We start from the raw sequence: 22,650 nt of genomic DNA, 5'->3' as shown, positions 1-22,650 counted from the left end.
GAAGGGCACCCCGGTGACCACCCCCGTGAAGACCCCCCTGCAGATCCCCGCGCTCACCGACGCCGAGGAGATCAGCTGCGACGTGCTGGTCGTCGGCGGCGGCACCGCCGGCACCATGGCCGCCCTGACCGCCGCCGAACACGGCGCGAACGTACTCCTGTTGGAGAAGGCGCACGTCCGCCACTCCGGCGCACTCGCCATGGGCATGGACGGCGTCAACAACGCGGTCATCCCCGGCCGCGCCGAGCCCGACGACTACGTCGCCGAGATCACCCGCGCCAACGACGGCATCGTCGACCAGTCCACCGTCCGGCAGACCGCCACCCGGGGCTTCGGCATGGTGCAGCGGCTGGAGTCGTACGGCGTGAAGTTCGAGAAGGACGAGCACGGCGACTACGCGGTCCGCCAGGTGCACCGCTCGGGCTCCTATGTGCTGCCGATGCCGGAGGGCAAGGACGTCAAGAAGGTCCTTTACCGGCAGCTGCGGCGGCGCGAGATGCGGGAGAGGATCCGCATCGAGAACCGGGTGATGCCGGTGCGGGTGCTCACCACGGAGGGGCGGGCCGTGGGGGCGGTCGGCTTCAACACACGCACGGGCGCGTTCGTGACGGTGCGCGCGGGCGCCGTGATCCTGGCGACGGGCGCGTGCGGGCGCCTCGGACTGCCGGCCTCCGGTTACCTGTACGGCACGTACGAGAACCCGACCAACGCCGGTGACGGATACGCCATGGCCTACCACGCGGGCGCCGAACTCACGGGCATCGAGTGCTTCCAGATCAACCCGCTGATCAAGGACTACAACGGCCCCGCCTGCGCCTACGTCGCCAACCCCTTCGGCGGCTACCAGGTCAACCGGCACGGCGAACGCTTCGTCGACTCCGACTACTGGTCGGGCCAGATGATGGCCGAGTTCGCGGCGGAGGTCGCCTCCGACCGGGGGCCGGTGTACCTGAAGCTCAGCCACCTCCCCGAGGAGTCGATCTCGTCCCTGGAGTCGATCCTGCACTCCACCGAGCGCCCGACCCGGGGTACCTTCCACTCCGGCCGCGGCCACGACTACCGCACCCACGACATCGAGATGCACATCTCGGAGATCGGCCTGTGCGGCGGCCATTCGGCCTCGGGAGTACGGGTGGACGACCACGCCCGTACGACCGTCCCGCGTCTGTACGCCGCCGGTGACCTGGCCTGCGTGCCGCACAACTACATGATCGGCGCGTTCGTCTTCGGCGATCTGGCGGGGGCGGACGCCGCCCAGTACCAGGCCTACGAAGGCGAGTTGCCCACCGATCAGCTCCGCGAGGCGCACGAACTGATCTACCGTCCGCTGCGCAACCCGGACGGCCCGCCGCAGACCCAGGTCGAGTACAAGCTGCGCCGCTTCGTGAACGACTACGTGGCCCCGCCGAAATCGGGGGCGCGGCTCTCGCTGGCCCTTGAGTCCTTCGAGCGGATGCGGACCGACATCGCCGAGATGGGCGCCCGCACCCCGCACGAACTGATGCGGTGCGCCGAGGTCTCCTTCATCCGCGACTGCGCGGAGATGGCCGCGCGGGCGTCGCTGGCCCGCACGGAGTCCCGCTGGGGCCTCTACCACGACCGGCTCGACCACCCCCACCGTGACGACGCCTCCTGGTTCCACCATCTCGACCTGCACAAGTCCCCCTCCGGTGCGATGGAGTTCACGGCTCGTCCCGTGGCTCCCTATCTGGTTCCCGTCGGCGAGTTCACGCCGGTGGGCGGTGCTCCCCGACACCTCGGCGAGGTCCACCCCGAGGACGTGGCGACGGCGGGGTCACGGGACGTGGCTCCGGTGGCCAATGGGGCTGGGGCGGCCGGGGGCGCCGGGAATGCCGGCACTGCCGAGCCGGCGCGGGGCGGTGCGTCCGAGACCCCGCTCACGAGTCCCGAGCAGGCCTCGGCCCGTCTCCTGGAGCTCGTCGCCCTCGCCGAGGAGGAACCCGAACTCGACTCCCTGCGGCCCTACTTGACCGACCCGGCGCCCAACGTCCGCCGCGAGGCCGTCGCCGTCCTCACCGAGACGGTGCCGCCGGGAACGGGGCCCGCCCTCGCCGACGCCCTCCGCGACGGATCCGCCGAGGTACGGGCCGCCGCGGCCGCCTCACTCCGCGAACTGGTCGAGACACTGCCGCCCGAACCCGCCCTGCGTGACGGTCTCGCCGCCGCGCTCACCGAATCCGACCCCGTCGTCCGCGCCGCCTCCCTCGATGTCCTGCGCGCCCTGCGCCTGGGTGACGCGGCGCTGTACGCGGGGGCCCTGACCGACGCGGACATCCCGGTCCGCATCGAGGCCGTCCGCGCCCTCGTCTCGGTGGACGCCGCCCCCGAACTGGCCCGAGCGGCAACCACCGACCCGTCTCGCGAGGTCCGGGTGACCCTCGCGAAGGGGTTGGCGACGGTTTGGGCGGGGCGGGTGGAGGGGGGCGCCGGTGGGAGCGGTGCGAACGGTGGGAACAGTGGGAGCGGTGCGAACGTTGAGAGCCCCGACGCCCACTCCGGCTCCGGCTCCGGCTCCGGCTCCGGCTCCGGCTCCGGCTCCGGCTCCGGCTCCGGCTCCGGCAGCACCCTCGCCGCCCTGACCGCCCTCACCGACGACCCCGACGCGCTGGTCCAAGGCGCCGCCTACGCCGTGCTGGGCACCACCGGCTGCCCGGCACCGCTCGCCGCCCGCGCCGTGGCCGCCCTCGCCGCCTCGGCTTGGCAGGTGAGGTCAGGTGCCGCGACCGCCCTCGCCGCCGCCGAACCGGATGTGGCCGTCCCCGCCCTCGCCAAGGCCCTCGCCGATCCGAACGCCGACGTCCGCAAGGCCGCCGTACTGGCCTTGACCCGGCACAACGCCACCGAGGACGCCCGCGCGGCGCTGGCCACGGCGACGACGGACACGGACGCGGACGTCAGGGCGTACGCGGCACGGGCGCTGTGACGGCCGCCGCCCGGTCGGGCTCGGTCAGGGAAGGGCGGCGGCCGGGCCCAGCGCGGTGGGGCGTCGGCAGCAGCCGGCGACTCCCGCGACCGTGTGAAGATGCGGCGCCGCGTGGACGGCTACCGCGCCCGACCCGCCCCACATCCAGTCGGGTGCCGATTCGGTGCCGATTCGCTGCCGGACCGGGCCTCTGTATCCACCTCTATATCCAGTCCGGTTCCGGCTCCTCGTCCATCTCGGGCCAGTCGTCGTCGGCGCTCGACACGTCGGCGGTGGCGGAAGTCCCGCTCGGGCCGGCGGCGGCCGCCGGAGCCGTGCCCGGTCCGTCGCCCAGCGAGGCCAGGACCGCCAGGACGCCCTCGCCGTAGGTCGCCAGCTTCTTCTCGCCGACCCCGCTGATGCCGCCCAGCTGGCGCACCGACGTCGGCCAGGCGGTCGCGATCTCGCGGAGTGTGGCGTCGTGGAAGATGACGTAGGCAGGGACGCCGTTCTCCCTGGCCTGTTCGGCGCGCCAGGCGCGCAGGGCCTCGAAGGCAGGCTGGAGAGCCTCGGGGAGTTCGGGGGCCGCGGCCTTCGCCTTGCGCTCGCCCTTGGCGGAGGAACCGGACGCCGCCCGCACGGTCGCCGGCTTCTTCGGCTCCTTGCGCAGCGGCACCTCCCGCTCTCGCCGCAGCACCGAGCCGCTCGCCTCGGTCAGCACCAGCGTGCCGTAGTCGCCCTCGACCGCGAGCAGCCCCTGTGCCAGCAACTGCCGTACGACGCCCCGCCATTCGCCCTCTTCGAGGTCCTGGCCGATACCGAACACGGACAGCTGGTCATGGTCGAACTGGATGACCTTGCCGGTCCGCTTGCCCAGCAGGATGTCGACGATCTGCACGGCGCCGAACTTCTGCCCGCGCTCCCGCTGCAGCCGCACCACGGTCGACAGCACCTTCTGCGCGGCGACGGTGCCGTCCCAGGTCTCGGGTGGGGTGAGGCAGGTGTCGCAGTTGCCGCAGCCCGTCGGGTCCGGGTCCTGGCCGAAGTAGGCGAGGAGCTGGCCGCGTCGGCACCGGGCGGTCTCGCACAGCGCCAGCATCGAGTCCAGGTGGGAGGCGGCCCGGCGGCGGAAGGCCTCGTCGCCCTCGCCGGACTGGATCAGCTTGCGCTGCTGTATGACGTCGTTGAGGCCGTACGCCATCCAGGCCGTGGAGGGCAGTCCGTCACGCCCGGCACGGCCCGTCTCCTGGTAGTAGCCCTCGACCGACTTGGGCAGGTCGAGGTGGGCGACGAAGCGGACGTCCGGCTTGTCGATGCCCATGCCGAAGGCGATGGTGGCGACCACGATGAGGCCTTCTTCCCGCAGGAAACGGGACTGGTGCGCGGCACGGGTGCCCCCGTCCAGACCGGCGTGGTACGGCACCGCCTCGATGCCGTTGCGGGACAGGAACTCCGCCGTCGACTCCACGGACTTGCGGGACAGGCAGTACACGATGCCCGCGTCGCCCGTGTGTTCCTCCCGCAGAAAGGCCAGCAGCTGCTTCTTCGGGTCGGCCTTGGGCACGATCCGGTACTGGATGTTGGGCCGGTCGAAGCTCGCCACGAAGTGCCGGGCCGTCGGCATGTGCAGGCGCTGGGTGATCTCCTGATGCGTCGCGTGCGTGGCCGTCGCCGTGAGCGCGATGCGCGGGACGTCCGGCCAGCGCTCACCCAGCAGGGACAGGGCGAGGTAGTCGGGGCGGAAATCGTGGCCCCACTGGGACACGCAGTGCGCCTCGTCGATCGCGAAGACCGCGATCTTGCCCCGGGAGAGGAGGTCCAGGGTGGAGTCCAGACGCAGCCGCTCCGGCGCCAGATAGAGGAGGTCCAGCTCGCCGGCCAGGAACTCGGCCTCGACCACGCGCCGCTCGTCGAAGTCCTGCGTGGAGTTCATGAACCCGGCGCGCACGCCGAGCGCCCGCAGCGCGTCCACCTGGTCCTGCATCAGCGCGATGAGCGGGGAGACCACGATTCCCGTGCCAGGTCTGACCAGGGACGGAATCTGGTAGCACAGCGACTTGCCGCCACCGGTCGGCATGAGGACCACGGCGTCGCCACCGGCCACGACATGCTCGATGACCGCTTCCTGTTCGCCGCGGAAGCTGTCGTACCCGAAGACGCGGTGGAGCGTGGCCAGTGCCTCGCTCTCGCCGTGTGCCGCAGGCGTGTGTACCTCGGTCGTCACAACCGTCCCGCCCATTCCGTGCATCGCTCGTCCCCCGTGCGTCGTCCCTCGACCACTGCCTCCACGATAGGGCTCGCCACCGACAGTGCCCGAGTTATCCACAGGCTCGTACACGAGGCGAACACCAGCCCGACCCGGTCACCCGCCTCGGCGACCTGAAGACCCCCGTCCGGCCGACCGCTCAGCCCAATGGCCTTGTCCGCATGGCGGGCGCCCCGCGCCCGGAAGAAGCTGCTCGGGCGGACCGGGGGCCGGATCGCCCGGCCCGCTCATGGTCCGAGATCCGTACCGCGCGCTGCCAAGGAGTCCCGCCCGATGCCCTCTCGCCTCGCCAAGACCGCCCTCGCCCTCACCGCCGCCCTCGCCCTCACACCGGTCGCCGCGCCCGCCCACGCCGACTCTCCCGGCCCGGATGTCTCCCTCCAGCAGCAGGACGTCTCCGTGCAGCGACAACTCGCCGAGACGTACGCCGTCACGGCGAAGTACGCCTATGAGCCGAACGCGCTCGCCGACGGCTATGTCGCCCATGACTGCACCGTCGACCGGTCGGGTCAGGGCGCCATGGGCTACCACTACTTCAACCCGGACCACTTCGGTTCCCTCGACCCGAAGGTTCCCGGTGGTCTCCTCTACGAGGACGACGGGCACGGGGGCCGCAGACTGGTCGGCGTGGAGTGGGTCGTTCCGCTCGCCGGCAAGACCATGCCGCGCCCCCACATGCTGGGGCACGACTTCCAGGGGCCGATGCCCGGTCACTACAAGGGCATGCCGACCCACTACGACCTGCATGTCTGGCTCTACAAGCGCAACCCCAGCGGGCTCTTCTTCCCCTGGAACCCGGACGTGAAGTGTCCCTCCACCACCGCGACGAGCGGGATGAGCGGCACGAGCGCAATGAGCGGCATGGGTGGCACAGGCCACTGAGGAGGGACGAAAGAGCCCCGGCTCCCACAGAGGGGGAACCGGGGCCTTCGTCTGTGTGCTGCCCAGCGGCCCTGAGCGGCCTTGCGGGCTCCTCAGCGCACGAACACTCCCGCCTGGCTGGCCAGGTCGAGGAAGTACTGCGGTGCCACACCGAGCACCAGCGTGACCACGACACCGAGCCCGATCGCCGTCATCGTCAGCGGCGACGGCACGGCGACCGTCGGACCCTCCGGGCGCGGCTCGCTGAAGAACATCAGCACGATCACACGGATGTAGAAGAAGGCCGCGATCGCGGACGAGATCACACCGATCACGACCAGCGGGGCCGCCCCGCCCTCCGCCGCCGCCTTGAACACGGCGAACTTCCCGGCGAAGCCAGAGGTCAGCGGAATGCCGGCGAAGGCCAGCAGGAACACCGCGAACACGGCGGCCACGAGCGGTGAACGGCGGCCGAGACCGGCCCACTTGGACAGGTGCGTCGCCTCGCCGCCCGCGTCGCGCACCAGGGTGACGACGGCGAAGGCACCGATGGTCACGAAGGAGTAGGCGCCCAGGTAGAAGAGGACGGACGAGACGCCGTCCTTCGACGTGGCGATGACACCCGCCAGGATGAATCCCGCGTGGGCGATCGACGAGTACGCCAGCAGCCGCTTGATGTCGGTCTGTGTGATCGCGACGATCGCGCCGCCCAGCATGGTGACGATCGCGACCGCCCACATGACCGGCCGCCAGTCCCAGCGCAGGCCCGGCAGGACGACGTAGAGCAGGCGGAGCAGCGCGCCGAAGGCGGCCACCTTCGTGGCCGCCGCCATGAAGCCGGTCACGGGGGTCGGCGCGCCCTGGTAGACGTCCGGCGTCCACATGTGGAACGGGACGGCGCCGACCTTGAACAGCAGCCCCATGACGATCATCGCGCCGCCGATCAGCAGCAGCGCGTCGTTGCCCATGGTGTCGGCGAGCGCCGGGTCGACGTTGGTGACCGTGCCGTCGACGACCTGCGCGATCGTCGAGTACGACACCGAGCCCGCGTACCCGTACAGCAGTGCGATGCCGAACAGCGTGAACGCGGAGGCGAACGCGCCGAGCAGGAAGTACTTGACCGCGGCCTCCTGCGACATGAGCCGCTTGCGGCGGGCCAGCGCGCACAGCAGGTAGAGCGGCAGCGAGAAGACTTCCAGGGCCACGAAGAGCGTCAGCAGGTCGTTGGCGGACGGGAAGACCAGCATCCCGGAGATCGCGAAGAGGAGCAGCGGGAAGACCTCGGTGGTGGTGAAGCCTGCCTTGACCGCGGCCTTCTCACTGTCGCTGCCGGGCACGGACGCGGCCTGCGCGGCGAACGAGTCGACGCGGTTGCCGTGCGCCTCCGGGTCCAGGCGCCGTTCGGCGAAGGTGAACAGGCCGACCAGTCCGGACAGCAGGATCACGCCCTGGAGGAACAGGGCCGGTCCGTCGACCGCAATCGCGCCCATCGCCGCGATATGGGCCTTGGTGGTGCCGTAGCCGTCGGCCGCGAGCGCGACGACCGCCGCGAAGGCGGCACACAGCGCCACGGCCGACACGAACACCTGGGCGTAGTAGCGGGACTTGCGCGGCACGAAGGCCTCGATCAGCACCCCGACGATCGCCGCGCCCACGACGATCAAGGTGGGCGACAATTGCCCGTACTCGATCTTGGGTGCGGGGATCTTGGAGATCGGATCGGCTGCGGTTGCCGCCGTTGTCCACAGGCTGTGGACGGCTGTTGCGCTCACTTGGCCGCCTCCACCGAGGGCTTGGGGTCCTTCTTGTGTACGTCGGACAGGGTCGACTTCACCGCCGGGTTGACGATGTCCGTCACCGGCTTCGGGTAGACGCCCAGGAAGATCAACAGCACGATCAGCGGGGCGACGACGACCAGCTCACGCGCCCTGAGGTCCGGCATCGCGGAGACCTCCTGCTTCACCGGGCCCGTCATCGTCCGCTGGTAGAGGACGAGGGTGTAGAGCGCGGCGAGCACGATGCCGAAGGTCGCGATGATGCCGATCGCCGGGTAGCGGGTGAACGTGCCGACCAGGACGAGGAACTCGCTCACGAAGGGCGCGAGACCCGGGAGCGACAGGGTCGCCAGGCTGCCGATCAGGAAGGTGCCGGCGAGCACCGGGGCGACCTTCTGGACACCGCCGTAGTCGGCGATGAGCCGCGAGCCGCGCCGCGAGATCAGGAAGCCGGCCACCAGCATCAGTGCGGCCGTCGAGATCCCGTGGTTGACCATGTAGAGCGTCGCGCCGGACTGGCCCTGGCTCGTCATCGCGAAGATGCCCATGATGATGAAGCCGAAGTGCGAGATCGACGCGTACGCCACCAGGCGCTTGATGTCCCGCTGTCCGACGGCGAGCAGCGCCCCGTAGACGATGCTGATCAGGGCCAGTACGAGGATGACGGGCGTCGCCCACTTGCTCGCCTCCGGGAACAGCTGGAGGCAGAAGCGGAGCATCGCGAAGGTGCCCACCTTGTCGACGACGGCCGTGATGAGGACGGCGACCGGGGCGGTGGACTCCTGCATGGCGTTGGGCAGCCAGGTGTGCAGCGGCCACAGCGGCGCCTTCACCGCGAAGGCGAAGAAGAAGCCGAGGAACAGCCAGCGTTCGGTGCTGGTCGCCATGTGGAGCGAGCCGTTGGCGCGGGCCTCGGCGATCTGCTGGAGGCTGAAGTTCCCTGCGACCACGTAGAGGCCGATCACCGCGGCCAGCATGATCAGGCCGCCGACCAGGTTGTAGAGGAGGAACTTCACGGCCGCGTACGACCGTTGCGTGGACGCCGCCTCCTCGCCGTGCTCGTGGGCACGGTCCCCGAAGCCGCCGATGAGGAAGTACATCGGGATGAGCATGGCTTCGAAGAAGATGTAGAAGAGAAAGACGTCGGTGGCCTCGAAGGAGATGATCACCATCGCCTCGACGCCCAGGATCAGCGCGAAGAAACCCTGCGTCGGCCGCCACCGCTTGCTGCCGGTCTCCAGGGGGTCGGCGTCGTGCCAGCCCGCGAGGATGATGAACGGGATCAGCAGGGCGGTCAGCGCGATCAGGGCGACCGCGATGCCGTCCACACCCAGCTCGTAACGGACCCCGAAGTCCTTGATCCAGGCGTGGGACTCGGTGAGTTGGTAGCGCCCGCCGTCCGGGTCGAAGCGGACCAGGATGGCGATCGCGAGGGCGAGGGTGGCGAGCGAGACGCCCAGCGCCAGCCACTTGGCGGCGGTGCGCCGGGCGGCCGGCACGGCGGCCGTGGCGATCGCCCCGATCGCCGGGAGAGCCGCCGTCGCTGTCAGCAGAGGAAAGGACATCGGTATCAGACCGCCCTCATCAGCAGGGTCGCGGCGACGAGGATCGCCGCACCGCCGAACATCGAGACCGCGTAGGAGCGCGCGAAGCCGTTCTGCAGCCTGCGCATGCGCCCGGAGAGGCCGCCGACCGAGGCCGCCGTGCCGTTGACGACTCCGTCGACCAGGGTGTGGTCGACGTAGACCAGGGAGCGGGTCAGGTGCTCGCCGCCGCGGACCAGGACGACATGGTTGAAGTCGTCCTGCAGCAGGTCGCGCCGGGCGGCCCGGGTGAGCAGCGAGCCGCGCGGGGCGACGGACGGCACCGGGCGCCGGCCGTACATGGCGTACGCGATGCCGACGCCGATGATCAGGCAGACCATGGTCGCGCCGGTGACGGCCCCCGCGCTGAGCGGGGAGTCGCCCTCGCTGTGGCCGGTGATCGGCTCCAGCCAGTGCAGGAAGCGGTCGCCGATGCTGAAGAACCCGCCGGCGAAGACCGAGCCGAAAGCCAGCACGATCATCGGGATGGTCATGACCTTCGGGGACTCGTGCGGGTGCGGCTCGCCCGTCGCGTCAGCGGCATGATCAGACGCGGTTCCGCCGTGGTGCGCGGCGGCGGGCTCCGCGCTCGGTGCCTCCGGGGAGCGGGTGGGCCGGTTCTTCCAGCGCTCCTCTCCGAAGAACGTCATCAGCATCACGCGCGTCATGTAGAAGGCGGTGATGGCGGCGCCCACCAGGGCGCAGGTGCCCAGGATCCAGCCCTCGGTGCCGCCCTTGGCGAAGGCGGCCTCGATGATCTTGTCCTTGGAGAAGAAGCCGGACAGACCCGGGAAGCCGATGATGGCGAGGTAGCCGAGGCCGAAGGTGATGAAGGTGACCGGCATGTACTTCCTGAGGCCGCCGTACTTGCGCATGTCGACCTCGTCGTTCATGCCGTGCATGACCGAACCGGCGCCGAGGAAGAGACCTGCCTTGAAGAAGCCGTGCGTCACCAGGTGCATGATCGCGAAGACGTAGCCGATGGGGCCGAGGCCCGCCGCCAGCACCATGTAGCCGATCTGCGACATGGTCGAGCCGGCCAGTGCCTTCTTGATGTCGTCCTTCGCACAACCGACGATCGCACCGAACAGCAGCGTGACGGCGCCGACGACCGTGACCGCGGTCTGCGCGTCCGGCGCGGCGTTGAAGATCGCTCCGGAGCGGACGATGAGGTAGACGCCCGCGGTCACCATCGTCGCGGCGTGGATGAGGGCCGAGACCGGGGTCGGGCCCTCCATCGCGTCACCGAGCCAGGACTGCAGCGGCACCTGGGCGGACTTGCCGCAGGCGGCGAGCAGCAGCATCAGGGCGATCGCGGTGAGCTTGCCCTCGGAGGCGTCGGTCGCGTGGCCGAGGACCGGTCCGAAGGCGAAGGTGCCGAACGTCGTGAACATCAGCATGATCGCGATGGACAGGCCCATGTCGCCGACCCGGTTGACCAGGAAGGCCTTCTTGGCCGCCGTGGCCGCGCTGGGCTTGTGCTGCCAGAAGCCGATGAGGAGGTAGGACGCGAGGCCCACACCTTCCCAGCCGACGTACAGCAGCAGGTAGTTGTCGGCGAGGACCAGCAGGAGCATCGCCGCGAGGAACAGGTTCAGATAGCCGAAGAAGCGGCGGCGGCGCTCGTCGTGCTCCATGTACCCGACCGAGTACAGGTGGATCAGCGAACCGACGCCGGTGATCAGCAGGACGAACGTCATCGAGAGCTGGTCGAGACGGAAGGTGACGTCCGCCTGGAAGCTCTCGACCGGAATCCACGTCCACAGGTGCTGGGTCAGGGTCCGGTGTTCGGCGTCCTTGCCGAGCAGGTCGGTGAAGAGGATGACACCGAACACGAAGGACGCGGTCGACAGCAGCACGCCGATCCAGTGGCCGACGGCATCGAGCCGCCGGCCGCCGCACAGCAGTACGGCCGCTCCGAGCAGTGGCGCCGCCACCAGCAGCGCAATCAGGTTCTCCACGTTTTCTTCCGACCCCTCAGAGCTTCATCAGGCTGGCGTCGTCGACCGAGGCCGAGTGGCGGGAACGGAACAGGGACACGATGATCGCGAGCCCGACCACGACCTCAGCGGCGGCGACGACCATCGTGAAGAACGCGATGATCTGGCCGTCGAGGTTGCCGTGCATCCGGGAGAAGGTGACGAACGCGAGGTTGCAGGCGTTCAGCATCAGCTCGATGCACATGAAGACGACGATCGCGTTGCGCCTGATCAGCACGCCGGTGGCGCCGATCGTGAACAACAGGGCCGAGAGATACAGGTAGTTGACCGGGTTCACTTCGACGCCTCCTCCCGCTTGAAGGTGGCCGGTTCGATCTCGGTGCGCTCCAGGCGTTCCTCCGCGCGCTGCTCCAGCGCCTTGAGGTCGTTCAGTGCCTGGGCCGACACGTCCCGGACCTGGCCCCGGTCACGCAGCGTCTTGCTGACGGTGAGCTCGGACGGGGTGCCGTCGGGCAGCAGGCCCTGGATGTCCACCGCGTTGTGCCGCGCGTACACACCGGGGGCCGGCAGCGGGGGTACGTGCTTGCCCTCGCGGACGCGCTGTTCGGACAGCTCGCGCTGCGTCTTGGCCCGCTCGGTGCGCTCGCGGTGGGTGAGCACCATGGCGCCGATGGCGGCCGTGATCAGCAGGGCGCCGGTGATTTCGAAGGCGAACACGTACTTGGTGAAGATGAGGGTGGCGAGGCCCTCCACATTGCCGTTCGCGTTCGCCTGGCCGGTGCCGTTGAACTCGGTGAGGGAGGCGTTGCCGATCCCGGCGAGGAGCAGGATGCCGAAGCCGAGACCGCAGAGAAGGGCCAGCCAGCGCTGGCCCTTGATGGTCTCCTTCAGTGAGTCCGCGGCCGTCACGCCGACGAGCATCACCACGAAGAGGAACAGCATCATGATCGCGCCGGTGTAGACGACGATCTGCACGATGCCCAGGAAGTAGGCGCCGTTGGCGAGGTAGAAGATCGCCAGGATGATCATGGTGCCGGCGAGCGACAGCGCGCTGTGCACGGCCCGCTTCATGAAGACCGTGGCCAGGGCGCCGGCCACGGCGACGGTGCCGAGGACCCAGAACTGGAAGGCCTCTCCCGTGGAGGTGGAGTAGGCGGCGAGTTGCGCGCTCATCGGCCGATCACCTTCTCCGACGCGGGCTCTTCCTCACCGAAGGTCGAGGCGGCCTCCTGGACGACCTCGCCCTTGGAGACGGCGACCTGGCGCTCGGTGCCGGGCGCGGCCTCGGTGACGAGTCCCCGGTAGTAGTCCTGCTCGTCCGTGCCCGGGTAGATCGCGTGCGGGCTGTCGACCATGCCGTCCTCGAGCCCCGCGAGCAGCTGCTCCTTGGTGTAGATCAGGTTGGCGCGGCTGCTGTCGGCCAGTTCGAACTCGTTGGTCATCGTGAGCGCGCGCGTGGGGCACGCCTCGATGCACAGGCCGCACAGGATGCAGCGGGCGTAGTTGATCTGGTAGACGCGGCCGTACCGCTCGCCCGGCGAGTAGCGCTCCTCGTCCGTGTTGTCGGCGCCCTCCACATAGATGGCGTCGGCGGGACAGGCCCAGGCGCACAGCTCGCAGCCGACACACTTCTCCAGGCCGTCCGGATGGCGGTTGAGCTGGTGCCGTCCGTGGAAGCGAGGGGCGGTGGTCTTCTGCTGCTCCGGGTACTGCTCGGTCAGCCGCTTCTTGAACATGGCCTTGAAGGTCACGCCGAAGCCGGCGACGGGGTTCATGAAGCCAGGCTTCAGCTGCTCTGTCTCCTTCGGCTCCTCAGCCATCGGACCCCTCCTTTCCATCCGAAGATCCGTCACTGGCAGTATCCGACCCGCCACTGACAATCAGCTCCCGCTCCCGGCGCGGGCTGCGCCTCGGCACCGGCGCGAGCTCCTGCCCCGGCAGTGGCGGCACGGGGAATCCGCCCGCCATCGGGTCGAACTCGGCCGGCCGAGCGGCGCTCTGCTCGGCGTCCTTCGCCTTCTCGCGGAACATGTCGGCGACGAAGGACAGAAGCAGCAGGGCGAGGACGCCGCCGCCGATGTAGAGGGCGATGTCGGCGAAGTCGTAGTTCTCGTTCCGCAGCGCCCGCACGGTGGCCACCAGCATCAGCCAGACCACGGAGACCGGGATGAGGACCTTCCAGCCGAGCTTCATCAGCTGGTCGTAGCGGACGCGGGGCAGGGTGCCGCGCAGCCAGATGAAGAAGAACAGCAGCAGCTGGACCTTGATCACGAACCAGGCCAGCGGCCACCAGCCGTGGTTGGCGCCCTCCCAGAAGGTGCTGATGGGCCAGGGGGCGCGCCAGCCGCCGAGGAAGAGCGTGGTCGACACGGCCGAGACCGTCACCATGTTGACGTATTCGGCGAGCATGAACATCGCGAACTTGATCGACGAGTACTCGGTGTTGAAGCCGCCGACCAGGTCGCCCTCGGACTCCGGCATGTCGAAGGGGGCGCGGTTGGTCTCGCCCACCATGGTGACGATGTAGAGGATGAAGGAGACCGGCAGCAGCAGGATGTACCAGCGGTCGTGCTGCTGCTCGACGATCGTCGACGTCGACATCGACCCCGAGTAGAGGAACACCGAGGCGAACGCGGCGCCCATGGCGATCTCGTAGGAGATCATCTGCGCGCAGGAACGCAGGCCGCCGAGGAGCGGATAGGTGGATCCCGAGCTCCAGCCCGCGAGGACGATGCCGTAGATGCCGACCGAGGCGACCGCGAGGATGTAGAGCATCGCGATCGGCAGGTCGGTGAGCTGCATCGTGGTGCGGGTGCCGAAGATCGAGATCTCGTTGTCGGCGGGGCCGAAGGGGATCACCGCGATCGCCATGAAGGCCGGGATGGCCGCGACGATCGGTGCGAGGACATAGACCACCTTGTCCGCGCGCTTGACGATGATGTCTTCCTTCAGCATCAGCTTGATGCCGTCGGCGAGCGACTGGAGCATGCCCCAGGGGCCGTGCCGGTTGGGGCCGATGCGCAGCTGCATCCAGGCGACGACCTTGCGCTCCCAGACGATGGAGAACAGCACGGTCACCATCAGGAAGGCGAAGCAGAACACCGCCTTGACGACGACCAGCCACCAGGGGTCGCGGCCGAACATCGAGAGGTCTTCAGCGGCGAGGTACGGGGTCATGCCTCCACCTCCTCGGGGGCCTCGGCCGCGAGCGTCGCCGGGCCGATGCGGACGAGGGCGCCGGGCAGCGCCCCGGTGTCGGAGGCGACGCCTCCGCCGACGGAGTTCAGCGGGAGCCAGACCACTCGGTCGGGCATCTCGGTGATCCGCAACGGGAGTTCGACCGCTCCGAAGGAGCCGGTGACGGAGATGACGTCGCCGTCCTTGACGCCGGCCTCCGCGGCGGTCGCGGCCGACACGCGCGCGTGGGCGGCGTGCCGGGTTCCGGCGAGCGCCTCGTCGCCCTCCTGGAGCCGGCCCTGGTCGAGCAGCAGCCGGTGTCCGGCGAGCACGGCCTCCCCGGCGGCGGGCCGCGGCAGCACGCCCCCGCTCTCCAGGGGTTCGGTGGCCCGCGGCCCGTCCCAGGCGCCGAGCCGGTCGATCTCCGCGCGGATGGTGCGCAGGTCCGGCAGGCCCAGGTGTACGTCCATGGCGTCGGCCAGCATCTGCAGCACGCGCGCGTCGGTCGGCGCGAGGCGGCGGGTCATCTGGTCGGGCTTGAGCGCGGCGTCGAAGAAGCGCACCCTGCCCTCCCAGTTGAGGAAGGTGCCGGCCTTCTCGGCGACCGCGGCGACCGGGAGGACGACACTGGCGTGCTCACTGGCCTCGCTGGGCCGCAGCTCCAGCGAGACCACGAAGCCGGCCTCGTGAAGTGCTTCACGAGCGCGTGCCGGGTCCGGCAGGTCGGCGATCTCGACTCCGGCGACCACCAGGGCCTGCAACTCGCCGCTCACGGCCGCCTCGACGATCTGGCCGGTGTCGCGGCCGTAGCGGTGCGGGAGTTCGGCGACACCCCAGGCGGCGGCGACCTCGTCACGCGCGCGTGGATCGGTCGCCGGACGGCCGCCCGGCAGCAGCGACGGCAGTGCGCCGACCTCCACGGCCGCCCGCTCACCGGCCCGCCGCGGGATCCACACCAGCTGCGCTCCGGTCGCGGAGGCCGCCCGTACGGCGGCCGTCAGACCGCCCGCCACAGCGGCCAGCCGCTCACCCACGACGATCACGGCGCCCTCGGTGCGCAGCGCCTCCGCCGCCGCGGCCCCGCCTTCCTCCAGGCCGACCCCGCTCGCGAGCGCGTCCAGCCACTCGGTCTCGGTGCCGGGGGCGGCCGGCAGCAGGGTGCCGCCCGTCTTCTCCAGACCGCGGGTGGCGTACGTGGCCAGCGAGAACACCTTCTGGCCGTGCTTGCGCCAGGCCTTGCGCAGCCTCAGGAAGACGCCGGGCGCCTCCTCCTCGGCCTCGATCCCGACCAGGAGAACCGCGGGCGCCTTCTCGAGGGAGGTGTACGTGACACCCGTACCGTCGAGATCGCGTCCGCGTCCGGCGACCCGCGCCGCCAGGAAGTCGGCTTCCTCGCTGGTGTGCACGCGCGCGCGGAAGTCGATGTCGTTGGTGTCGAGGGCCACCCGCGCGAACTTGCTGTACGCGTAGGCGTCCTCGACGGTGAGGCGGCCTCCGGTGAGGACGCCGGTGCGGCCGCGCGAGGCGAGCAGCCCCTGGGCGGCGATCTGCAGGGCCTCCGGCCAGGAGGCCGGTTCGAGATCGCCCTCGGCGTTGCGCACCAGGGGCGTCTGAAGGCGGTCGCGCTGCTGGGCGTACCGGAAGCCGAAGCGGCCCTTGTCGCAGATCCACTCCTCGTTGACCTCGGGGTCGTTGGCCGCGAGGCGCCGCATGACCTTGCCGCGCCGGTGGTCGGTGCGGGTCGCGCAGCCGCCGGAGCAGTGCTCGCACACGCTCGGCGAGGACACGAGGTCGAAGGGGCGGGAGCGGAATCGGTACGCCGCCGAGGTCAGGGCGCCGACCGGGCAGATCTGGATGGTGTTGCCGGAGAAGTACGACTCGAAGGGGTCGCCCTCACCGGTGCCGACCTGCTGGAGGGCGCCCCGCTCGATCAGTTCGATCATCGGGTCGCCCGCGACCTGGTTGGAGAAGCGGGTGCAGCGGGCGCACAGCACGCACCGCTCACGGTCGAGCAGCACCTGGGTGGAGATCGGTACGGGCTTCTCGTACGTCCGCTTCTTTCCCTCGAAGCGGGACTCGGCCTGTCCGTGGGACATCGCCTGGTTCTGCAGGGGGCACTCGCCGCCCTTGTCGCAGACCGGGCAGTCCAGCGGGTGGTTGATGAGGAGGAGCTCCATCACACCGTGCTGGGCCTTCTCGGCGACCGGCGAGGTGAGGTGCGTCTTCACGACCATGCCGTCCGTGCAGGTGATCGTGCAGGACGCCATCGGCTTGCGCTGGCCCTCGACCTCGACGATGCACTGACGGCAGGCGCCGGCCGGGTCGAGGAGAGGGTGGTCGCAGAACCGGGGGATCTCGATGCCGAGCTGCTCGGCGGCGCGGATGACCAGGGTGCCCTTGGGCACGCTGATCTCGGCTCCGTCGATCGTCAGCGAGACGAGATCTTCCGGCGGGACCGCCGCCTCTCCCCCACCCGCGGGAGCATTGGTGGTCACGGTCATGCGTTCACCTCCGTGCGGTCGGCCCAGGCCGTCGACTTGGCCGGGTCGAAGGGGCACCCGCGGCCCGTGATGTGCTGCTCGTACTCCTCACGGAAGTACTTCAGCGAGGAGAAGATCGGCGAGGCGGCGCCGTCGCCGAGGGCGCAGAACGACTTGCCGTTGATGTTGTCGGCGATGTCGTTCAGCTTGTCGAGGTCGGACATCACGCCCTTGCCGGCCTCGATGTCGCGCAGCAACTGCACGAGCCAGTACGTCCCTTCGCGGCACGGTGTGCACTTGCCGCAGGACTCGTGGGCGTAGAACTCGGTCCAGCGGGTGACGGCGCGGACGACGCAGGTCGTCTCGTCGAAGCACTGGAGGGCCTTGGTGCCGAGCATGGAGCCGGCGGCGCCGACGCCCTCGTAGTCGAGGGGTACGTCGAGGTGCTCGTCGGTGAACATCGGCGTCGAGGAGCCGCCCGGCGTCCAGAACTTGAGCCGGTGGCCGGGCCGCATGCCGCCGCTCATCTCCAGCAGCTGGCGGAGTGTGATGCCGAGCGGGGCCTCGTACTGGCCGGGGCTGACGACATGGCCGCTGAGCGAGTAGAGCGTGAAGCCCGGGGACTTCTCGCTGCCCATCGAGCGGAACCATTCTTTGCCCCGATGGAGAATCGCGGGAACCGACGCGATCGACTCGACGTTGTTCACAACAGTCGGGCACGCGTAGAGGCCCGCGACAGCGGGGAAAGGGGGACGGAGCCGCGGTTGACCCCGGCGGCCTTCGAGCGAGTCCAGCAGTGCGGTCTCTTCACCACAGATGTACGCGCCGGCGCCGGCGTGCACGGTGAGTTCAAGATTCAGGCCGCTGCCCAGGACGTTCTCGCCGAGGTAGCCCGCCGCGTAGGCCTCGCGCACGGCCTCGTGCAACCGCCGCAATACGGGGACTACTTCACCACGCAGATAGATGAAGGCATGCGACGACCTGATGGCATAACACGCGATGACAATGCCCTCGATGAGGCTGTGCGGGTTCGCGAACAGGAGCGGGATGTCCTTACAGGTTCCCGGCTCCGACTCGTCGGCGTTGACAACTAGATAGTGTGGCTTTCCATCACCCTGGGGGATGAACTGCCATTTCATTCCCGTCGGGAACCCCGCGCCACCGCGGCCGCGCAGACCTGAGTCCTTGACATACGCGATCAGGTCGTCCGGCGACATCGCCAGCGCCTGGCGGAGCCCCTCGTAGCCCTCGTGCCTTCGGTAGACGTCCAGGGACCAGGACCGGTCCTCGTCCCAGAAGGCCGACAGCACGGGTGCGAGCAGCTTCTCGGGGCTGTTGTTCTTGAGTTCGGGTGCCAAGGTCATCACTCCCCCTCCTCGGCGGCAGGCCCTGCCGGGTGGGCGGGGTCGGAGGCCGACGTGTCCTGTGGCGCGTCGTGTGAGCTCAGGTGCTCGCTGGGAGAGGGCTCGTGCACGGCCCCGTCCTGCTCGTCGTGCGGGCCGCCGTCCCGCGGATGGACCACGCGCGCGGGTGCGGCCTCTCCCCTTGCCAGGCGAAGGCCCACCAGCGACGCGGGTCCCGCACTGCCGCTCTCCTCGACGGCCCCTGGCCGCTCGTCGGGGAAGCCGGCCAGAATCCGCGCGGTCTCCTTGAACGTGCACAGGCGCGCCCCGCGCGTGGGCTCCACGACCCGTCCCGCGCGCAGGTCGTCGACGAGGCGCTTGGCGCTGCCCGGGGTCTGGTTGTCGAAGAACTCCCAGTTGACCATCACGACCGGCGCGAAGTCGCAGGCCGCGTTGCACTCGATGTGCTCCAGGGTGACCTTGCCGTCCTCGGTGGTCTCGCCGTTGCCGACGCCGAGGTGCTCCTGGAGCTCCTCGAAGATCGCGTCGCCGCCCATCACCGCGCACAGGGTGTTGGTGCAGACGCCCACCTGGTAGTCACCGCTCGGCCTGCGCCGGTACATGGTGTAGAAGGTGGCGACCGCGGTGACCTCGGCCGTGGTCAGGTTCAGCACGTCCGCGCAGAACTGCATCCCGGTGCGCGTGACATGGCCCTCCTCCGCCTGCACGAGATGCAGCAACGGCAGGAGTGCCGAGCGGGAGTCCGGGTAGCGGGCGATCACCTCGCGCGCGTCCGCCTCGAGCCGGGCGCGGACGTCGTCCGGGTAGGCGGGCGCGGGCAGTTCGGGCATGCCCAGGCTGACGCCGGAGGAACTGGTGGTCACCGGTCGACGCCTCCCATCACGGGGTCGATGGACGCGACGGCGACGATGACGTCGGCGACCTGGCCGCCCTCACACATCGCCGCCATGGCCTGAAGGTTGGTGAAGGACGGGTCGCGGAAGTGGACCCGGAAGGGGCGGGTGCCGCCGTCGGACACGGCGTGCACCCCGAGTTCGCCCTTGGGCGACTCGACGGCCGCGTACGCCTGTCCCGGCGGGACGCGGAAGCCCTCGGTGACCAGCTTGAAGTGGTGGATCAGGGCCTCCATGGAGGTACCCATGATCTTCTTGATGTGGTCGAGGGAGTTGCCGAGCCCGTCCGGTCCCAGGGCGAGCTGGGCGGGCCAGGCGATCTTCTTGTCGGCGACCATGACCGCGCCGGGCTGCAGCCGGTCCAGGCACTGCTCGACGATCCTGAGCGACTGGCGCATCTCCTCCAGTCGGATCAGGAAGCGGCCGTAGGAGTCGCAGGTGTCGGCGGTCGGGACGTCGAAGTCGTACGTCTCGTAGTCGCAGTACGGCTGAGTCTTGCGCAGGTCGTGCGGCAGGCCGGTGGAGCGCAGGATCGGGCCGGTGGCGCCGAGGGCCATGCAGCCGGCCAGGTCGAGATAGCCGACGTCCTGCATACGGGCCTTGAAGATGGGGTTCCCGGTGGCGAGCTTGTCGTACTCCGGGAGGTTCTTCTTCATCTTCTTCACGAACTCGCGGATGTGGTCCACCGCGCCGGGCGGCAGGTCCTGCGCGAGTCCGCCGGGGCGGATGTACGCGTGGTTCATCCTGAGGCCCGTGATGAGCTCGTAGATGTCGAGAATCATTTCACGATCTCGGAATCCGTAGATCATGATCGTGGTGGCGCCGAGTTCCATACCGCCGGTGGCGATGCACACCAGGTGGGAGGAGAGCCGGTTCAGCTCCATCAGGAGCACCCGGATGATCTTGGCGCGCTCGGTGATCTGGTCCTCGATGCCGAGGAGCTTCTCGACGGCGAGACAGTAGGCGGTCTCGTTGAAGAAGGACGTCAGGTAGTCCATGCGCGTCACGAACGTGGTGCCCTGCGTCCATGTGCGGAACTCGAGGTTCTTCTCGATGCCCGTGTGCAGGTAGCCGATGCCGCAGCGTGCCTCGGTGACCGTCTCGCCGTCGATCTCCAGGATCAGGCGCAGCACTCCGTGGGTGGACGGGTGCTGGGGACCCATGTTGACGACGATGCGCTCGTCGTCGGCACGGGCCGCGGACTGGACGACCTCGTCCCAGTCGCCACCGGTGACCGTGTAGACGGTGCCTTCCGTGGTCTCGCGAGGAGAGGCTTGCGAAGTGCTCACGAGTACGACCTCCGCTGGTCCGGAGCCGGGATCTGGGCGCCCTTGTACTCGACGGGGATGCCGCCGAGGGGGTAGTCCTTGCGCTGCGGATGGCCCTGCCAGTCGTCCGGCATCATGATCCGGGTCAGGGCCGGGTGGCCGTCGAAGACGATTCCGAAGAAGTCGTAGGTCTCGCGCTCGTGCCAGTCGTTGGTCGGGTACACGGAGACCAGGGACGGGATCTTCGGGTCGGCGTCCGGGGCGCTGACCTCCAGGCGGATCAGCCGGTTGTGGGTGATCGAGCGCAGGTGGTAGACGGCGTGCAGCTCGCGGCCCTTGTCGTGCGGGTAGTGGACTCCGCTGACGCCGGTGCAGAGCTCGAAGCGCAGCGCCGGGTCGTCGCGCAGGGTGCGGGCGACGCGCGGCAGGTGCTCGCGCTCGATGTGGAAGGTGAGCTCGCCGCGGTCGACGACCGTCTTCTCGATGGCGTTGTCGGGCAGCAGGCCCTGTTCCTCCAGGGCGCCCTCCAGCTCGTCGGCGACCTCGTCGAACCAGCCGCCGTAGGGGCGGGCCGCGGGTCCCGGGAGACGGATCGAGCGGACCAGGCCGCCGTAGCCGGAGGTGTCGCCGCCTTTGTCGGCGCCGAACATGCCCCGCTGGACGCGGATCTCCTCGCCGCCCTCACCGCGCTGGCCGGGGAGGTTGGAGGCGCCGAGGTCCTTCTCGGGGTTCACACCATTACCGGTGCCGTTCACGTCGCTCACCGCAGCAGCCCCTTCATCTCGATCGTGGGCAGGGCCTTGAGCGCCGCTTCCTCCGCCTCGCGGGCCGCTTCCGCGGCGTTCACGCCGAGCTTGGAGGTCTGGATCTTCTGGTGCAGCTTGAGAATCGCGTCCATCAGCATCTCGGGCCGTGGCGGGCAGCCCGGGAGATAGATGTCGACCGGGACGATGTGGTCGACGCCCTGGACGATCGCGTAGTTGTTGAACATGCCGCCCGAGGAGGCGCAGACCCCCATGGAGATCACCCACTTGGGGTTCGGCATCTGGTCGTAGACCTGCCGCAGGACCGGCGCCATCTTCTGGCTGACCCGGCCCGCGACGATCATGAGGTCGGCCTGGCGGGGTGAGCCGCGGAAGACCTCCATGCCGAAGCGGGCCAGGTCGTAGCGTCCGGCGCCGGTCGTCATCATCTCGATGGCGCAGCAGGCCAGGCCGAAGGTGGCCGGGAAGACGGACGCCTTGCGCACCCAGCCCGCGGCCTGCTCGACGGTGGTCAGCAGGAAGCCGCTCGGCAGCTTTTCTTCGAGTCCCATGTCGTTAAAGGCCCCTCAGTCCCATTCCAGGCCGCCGCGCCGCCATACGTACGCGTACGCGACGAAGACGGTGAGCACGAAGAGCAGCATCTCCACGAGCCCGAAGATCCCCAGGGCGTCGAAGGTGACGGCCCAGGGGTAGAGGAAGACGATCTCGATGTCGAAGACGATGAAGAGCATCGCCGTCAGGTAGTACTTGATGGGGAAGCGCCCGCCGCCGGCCGGCGTGGGGGTCGGCTCGATACCGCACTCGTAGGCCTCGAGCTTGGCCCGGTTGTACCGCTTCGGACCGATCAGCGTGGCCATGACCACGGAGAAGATCGCAAAGCCTGCCCCGAGGGCTCCCAGTACGAGGATGGGCGCATACGCGTTCACCGCTCCTCGCTCCTCTCAGTCGGCACTGACTGCTGGCGATGGCATCGGACTCACACGAGCCTCATACGCCGCTCTAACCTCCGTTCGTCCCAACGAAGATCGAGAACATGTGAAGCAGGTCACAAGCCCAACTGCCTCGCATCTTATGCCCGCCGCTCTGTGATCTGCGACACGGGGTATTGCACAACCTTTGTGATCTCCACCACCTGACGAAGGATCATGAAGTCGGATGAGCGGTGATCTTCGTACGTGAAGCGTCCGAGTGATCACCGGAGGTGACATTTTGGCTCGTCGGCGCAGTTCGGAAGGGTCGTCTCAATATCAAGAGAGTTCCCCTGCATGCAAATTGGCGCTGGACTCAGCGGCTTGGTAGTGGGCTCCATTCACACATCAAGGTGAGAAGCGGGCTGCGATGTGGACGCGTGCACAC

Annotated in this window: 17 protein-coding genes; 2 read left to right on the top strand and 15 right to left on the bottom strand. The window is 69.3% G+C overall.

Translation table 11 applies throughout. The annotated features are described in order from the left end of the window. Positions 1 to 13 precede the first annotated feature (13 nt). Positions 14 to 2,944 carry a fumarate reductase/succinate dehydrogenase flavoprotein subunit gene (locus tag ABZT17_RS27765; RefSeq protein WP_356352478.1) on the top strand — a complete coding sequence of 977 codons (2,931 nt, stop codon included), beginning with the start codon at positions 14 to 16 and terminating at the stop codon, positions 2,942 to 2,944. Positions 2,945 to 3,146: 202 nt separating this feature from the next. Here ABZT17_RS27765 and recQ read toward each other — a convergent pair whose 3' ends face one another. Beyond that, positions 3,147 to 5,162 carry a DNA helicase RecQ gene (recQ, locus tag ABZT17_RS27760; RefSeq protein ID WP_356352477.1) on the bottom strand — a complete coding sequence of 672 codons (2,016 nt, stop codon included), beginning with the start codon at positions 5,160 to 5,162 and terminating at the stop codon, positions 3,147 to 3,149. Positions 5,163 to 5,462: 300 nt separating this feature from the next. Between recQ and ABZT17_RS27755 the strand changes: the two genes are divergently transcribed. After that, positions 5,463 to 6,071 (top strand): hypothetical protein, encoded by a 609-nt coding sequence (locus tag ABZT17_RS27755; RefSeq protein ID WP_356352475.1) that lies wholly within the window; start codon positions 5,463 to 5,465, stop codon positions 6,069 to 6,071. A 92-nt stretch (positions 6,072 to 6,163) separates the two neighbouring features. Here ABZT17_RS27755 and nuoN read toward each other — a convergent pair whose 3' ends face one another. Genes nuoN through ABZT17_RS27685 form a run of 14 tightly spaced genes read right to left on the bottom strand, consistent with a single transcriptional unit; the run spans position 6,164 to position 22,220 of the window. Beyond that, a complete protein-coding gene (gene nuoN / locus ABZT17_RS27750) occupies positions 6,164 to 7,822 on the bottom strand; it encodes an NADH-quinone oxidoreductase subunit NuoN (RefSeq protein ID WP_356352474.1) in 1,659 nt (552 codons plus the stop codon). Further along, positions 7,819 to 9,390 carry an NADH-quinone oxidoreductase subunit M gene (locus ABZT17_RS27745; RefSeq protein ID WP_356352472.1) on the bottom strand — a complete coding sequence of 524 codons (1,572 nt, stop codon included), beginning with the start codon at positions 9,388 to 9,390 and terminating at the stop codon, positions 7,819 to 7,821. The genes nuoN and ABZT17_RS27745 overlap by 4 nt, the downstream gene beginning before the upstream one ends. A gap of 5 nt (positions 9,391 to 9,395) precedes the next feature. Beyond that, positions 9,396 to 11,369 (bottom strand): NADH-quinone oxidoreductase subunit L, encoded by a 1,974-nt coding sequence (gene nuoL / locus ABZT17_RS27740; protein ID WP_356352470.1) that lies wholly within the window; start codon positions 11,367 to 11,369, stop codon positions 9,396 to 9,398. 16 nt (positions 11,370 to 11,385) lie between these two features. Then, a complete protein-coding gene (nuoK, locus tag ABZT17_RS27735; protein WP_242779136.1) occupies positions 11,386 to 11,685 on the bottom strand; it encodes an NADH-quinone oxidoreductase subunit NuoK in 300 nt (99 codons plus the stop codon). Further along, a complete protein-coding gene (locus ABZT17_RS27730) occupies positions 11,682 to 12,521 on the bottom strand; it encodes an NADH-quinone oxidoreductase subunit J (protein ID WP_356352468.1) in 840 nt (279 codons plus the stop codon). The genes nuoK and ABZT17_RS27730 overlap by 4 nt, the downstream gene beginning before the upstream one ends. Then, complete coding sequence (nuoI, locus tag ABZT17_RS27725) at positions 12,518 to 13,168, bottom strand: NADH-quinone oxidoreductase subunit NuoI (protein ID WP_356352466.1); 651 nt, start codon at positions 13,166 to 13,168, stop codon at positions 12,518 to 12,520. Before nuoI ends, ABZT17_RS27730 begins: the two co-directional genes overlap by 4 nt. Further along, a complete protein-coding gene (gene nuoH / locus ABZT17_RS27720) occupies positions 13,161 to 14,525 on the bottom strand; it encodes an NADH-quinone oxidoreductase subunit NuoH (RefSeq protein WP_356352464.1) in 1,365 nt (454 codons plus the stop codon). The genes nuoI and nuoH overlap by 8 nt, the downstream gene beginning before the upstream one ends. Continuing rightward, positions 14,522 to 17,026 (bottom strand): NADH-quinone oxidoreductase subunit G, encoded by a 2,505-nt coding sequence (locus ABZT17_RS27715; RefSeq protein WP_356352463.1) that lies wholly within the window; start codon positions 17,024 to 17,026, stop codon positions 14,522 to 14,524. The genes nuoH and ABZT17_RS27715 overlap by 4 nt, the downstream gene beginning before the upstream one ends. Beyond that, complete coding sequence (gene nuoF, locus ABZT17_RS27710; RefSeq protein ID WP_356352461.1) at positions 17,023 to 18,372, bottom strand: NADH-quinone oxidoreductase subunit NuoF; 1,350 nt, start codon at positions 18,370 to 18,372, stop codon at positions 17,023 to 17,025. Before nuoF ends, ABZT17_RS27715 begins: the two co-directional genes overlap by 4 nt. Further along, entirely contained in the window at positions 18,369 to 19,232 is an 864-nt protein-coding gene (nuoE, locus tag ABZT17_RS27705; protein WP_356352459.1) for an NADH-quinone oxidoreductase subunit NuoE, read from the bottom strand. Before nuoE ends, nuoF begins: the two co-directional genes overlap by 4 nt. Then, a complete protein-coding gene (locus ABZT17_RS27700; RefSeq protein ID WP_356352457.1) occupies positions 19,229 to 20,551 on the bottom strand; it encodes an NADH-quinone oxidoreductase subunit D in 1,323 nt (440 codons plus the stop codon). Before ABZT17_RS27700 ends, nuoE begins: the two co-directional genes overlap by 4 nt. Continuing rightward, positions 20,548 to 21,294, bottom strand: a complete 747-nt coding sequence (locus ABZT17_RS27695) for an NADH-quinone oxidoreductase subunit C (RefSeq protein ID WP_356352455.1) — start codon at positions 21,292 to 21,294, stop codon at positions 20,548 to 20,550. Before ABZT17_RS27695 ends, ABZT17_RS27700 begins: the two co-directional genes overlap by 4 nt. Continuing rightward, the gene (locus ABZT17_RS27690; RefSeq protein ID WP_356352453.1) at positions 21,291 to 21,845 is read right to left on the bottom strand and encodes an NADH-quinone oxidoreductase subunit B family protein; all 555 of its coding nucleotides are present in this window, start codon (positions 21,843 to 21,845) and stop codon (positions 21,291 to 21,293) included. Before ABZT17_RS27690 ends, ABZT17_RS27695 begins: the two co-directional genes overlap by 4 nt. 15 nt (positions 21,846 to 21,860) lie before the next feature. Then, positions 21,861 to 22,220 (bottom strand): NADH-quinone oxidoreductase subunit A, encoded by a 360-nt coding sequence (locus ABZT17_RS27685; protein ID WP_003992243.1) that lies wholly within the window; start codon positions 22,218 to 22,220, stop codon positions 21,861 to 21,863. Positions 22,221 to 22,650 lie beyond the last annotated feature (430 nt).

This window comes from Streptomyces sp. NPDC005648, from assembly GCF_040605395.1.
Taxonomy (GTDB): Bacteria; Actinomycetota; Actinomycetes; order Streptomycetales; family Streptomycetaceae; genus Streptomyces.
This window is presented reverse-complemented; position numbering and strand designations above follow the sequence as displayed.

Bases quoted from the DNA above. Each gene is read 5' to 3' on its own strand.
- ABZT17_RS27715 (WP_356352463.1), bottom strand. From the start codon at position 17,026: ATGACCGTGACCACCAATGCTCCCGCGGGTGGGGGAGAGGCGGCGGTC.
- ABZT17_RS27690 (WP_356352453.1), bottom strand. From the start codon at position 21,845: ATGGGACTCGAAGAAAAGCTGCCGAGCGGCTTCCTGCTGACCACCGTC.
- ABZT17_RS27755 (WP_356352475.1), top strand. From the start codon at position 5,463: ATGCCCTCTCGCCTCGCCAAGACCGCCCTCGCCCTCACCGCCGCCCTC.
- ABZT17_RS27745 (WP_356352472.1), bottom strand. From the start codon at position 9,390: ATGTCCTTTCCTCTGCTGACAGCGACGGCGGCTCTCCCGGCGATCGGG.
- nuoH (WP_356352464.1), bottom strand. From the start codon at position 14,525: ATGACCCCGTACCTCGCCGCTGAAGACCTCTCGATGTTCGGCCGCGAC.
- nuoI (WP_356352466.1), bottom strand. From the start codon at position 13,168: ATGGCTGAGGAGCCGAAGGAGACAGAGCAGCTGAAGCCTGGCTTCATG.
- recQ (WP_356352477.1), bottom strand. From the start codon at position 5,162: ATGGGCGGGACGGTTGTGACGACCGAGGTACACACGCCTGCGGCACAC.
- ABZT17_RS27730 (WP_356352468.1), bottom strand. From the start codon at position 12,521: ATGAGCGCGCAACTCGCCGCCTACTCCACCTCCACGGGAGAGGCCTTC.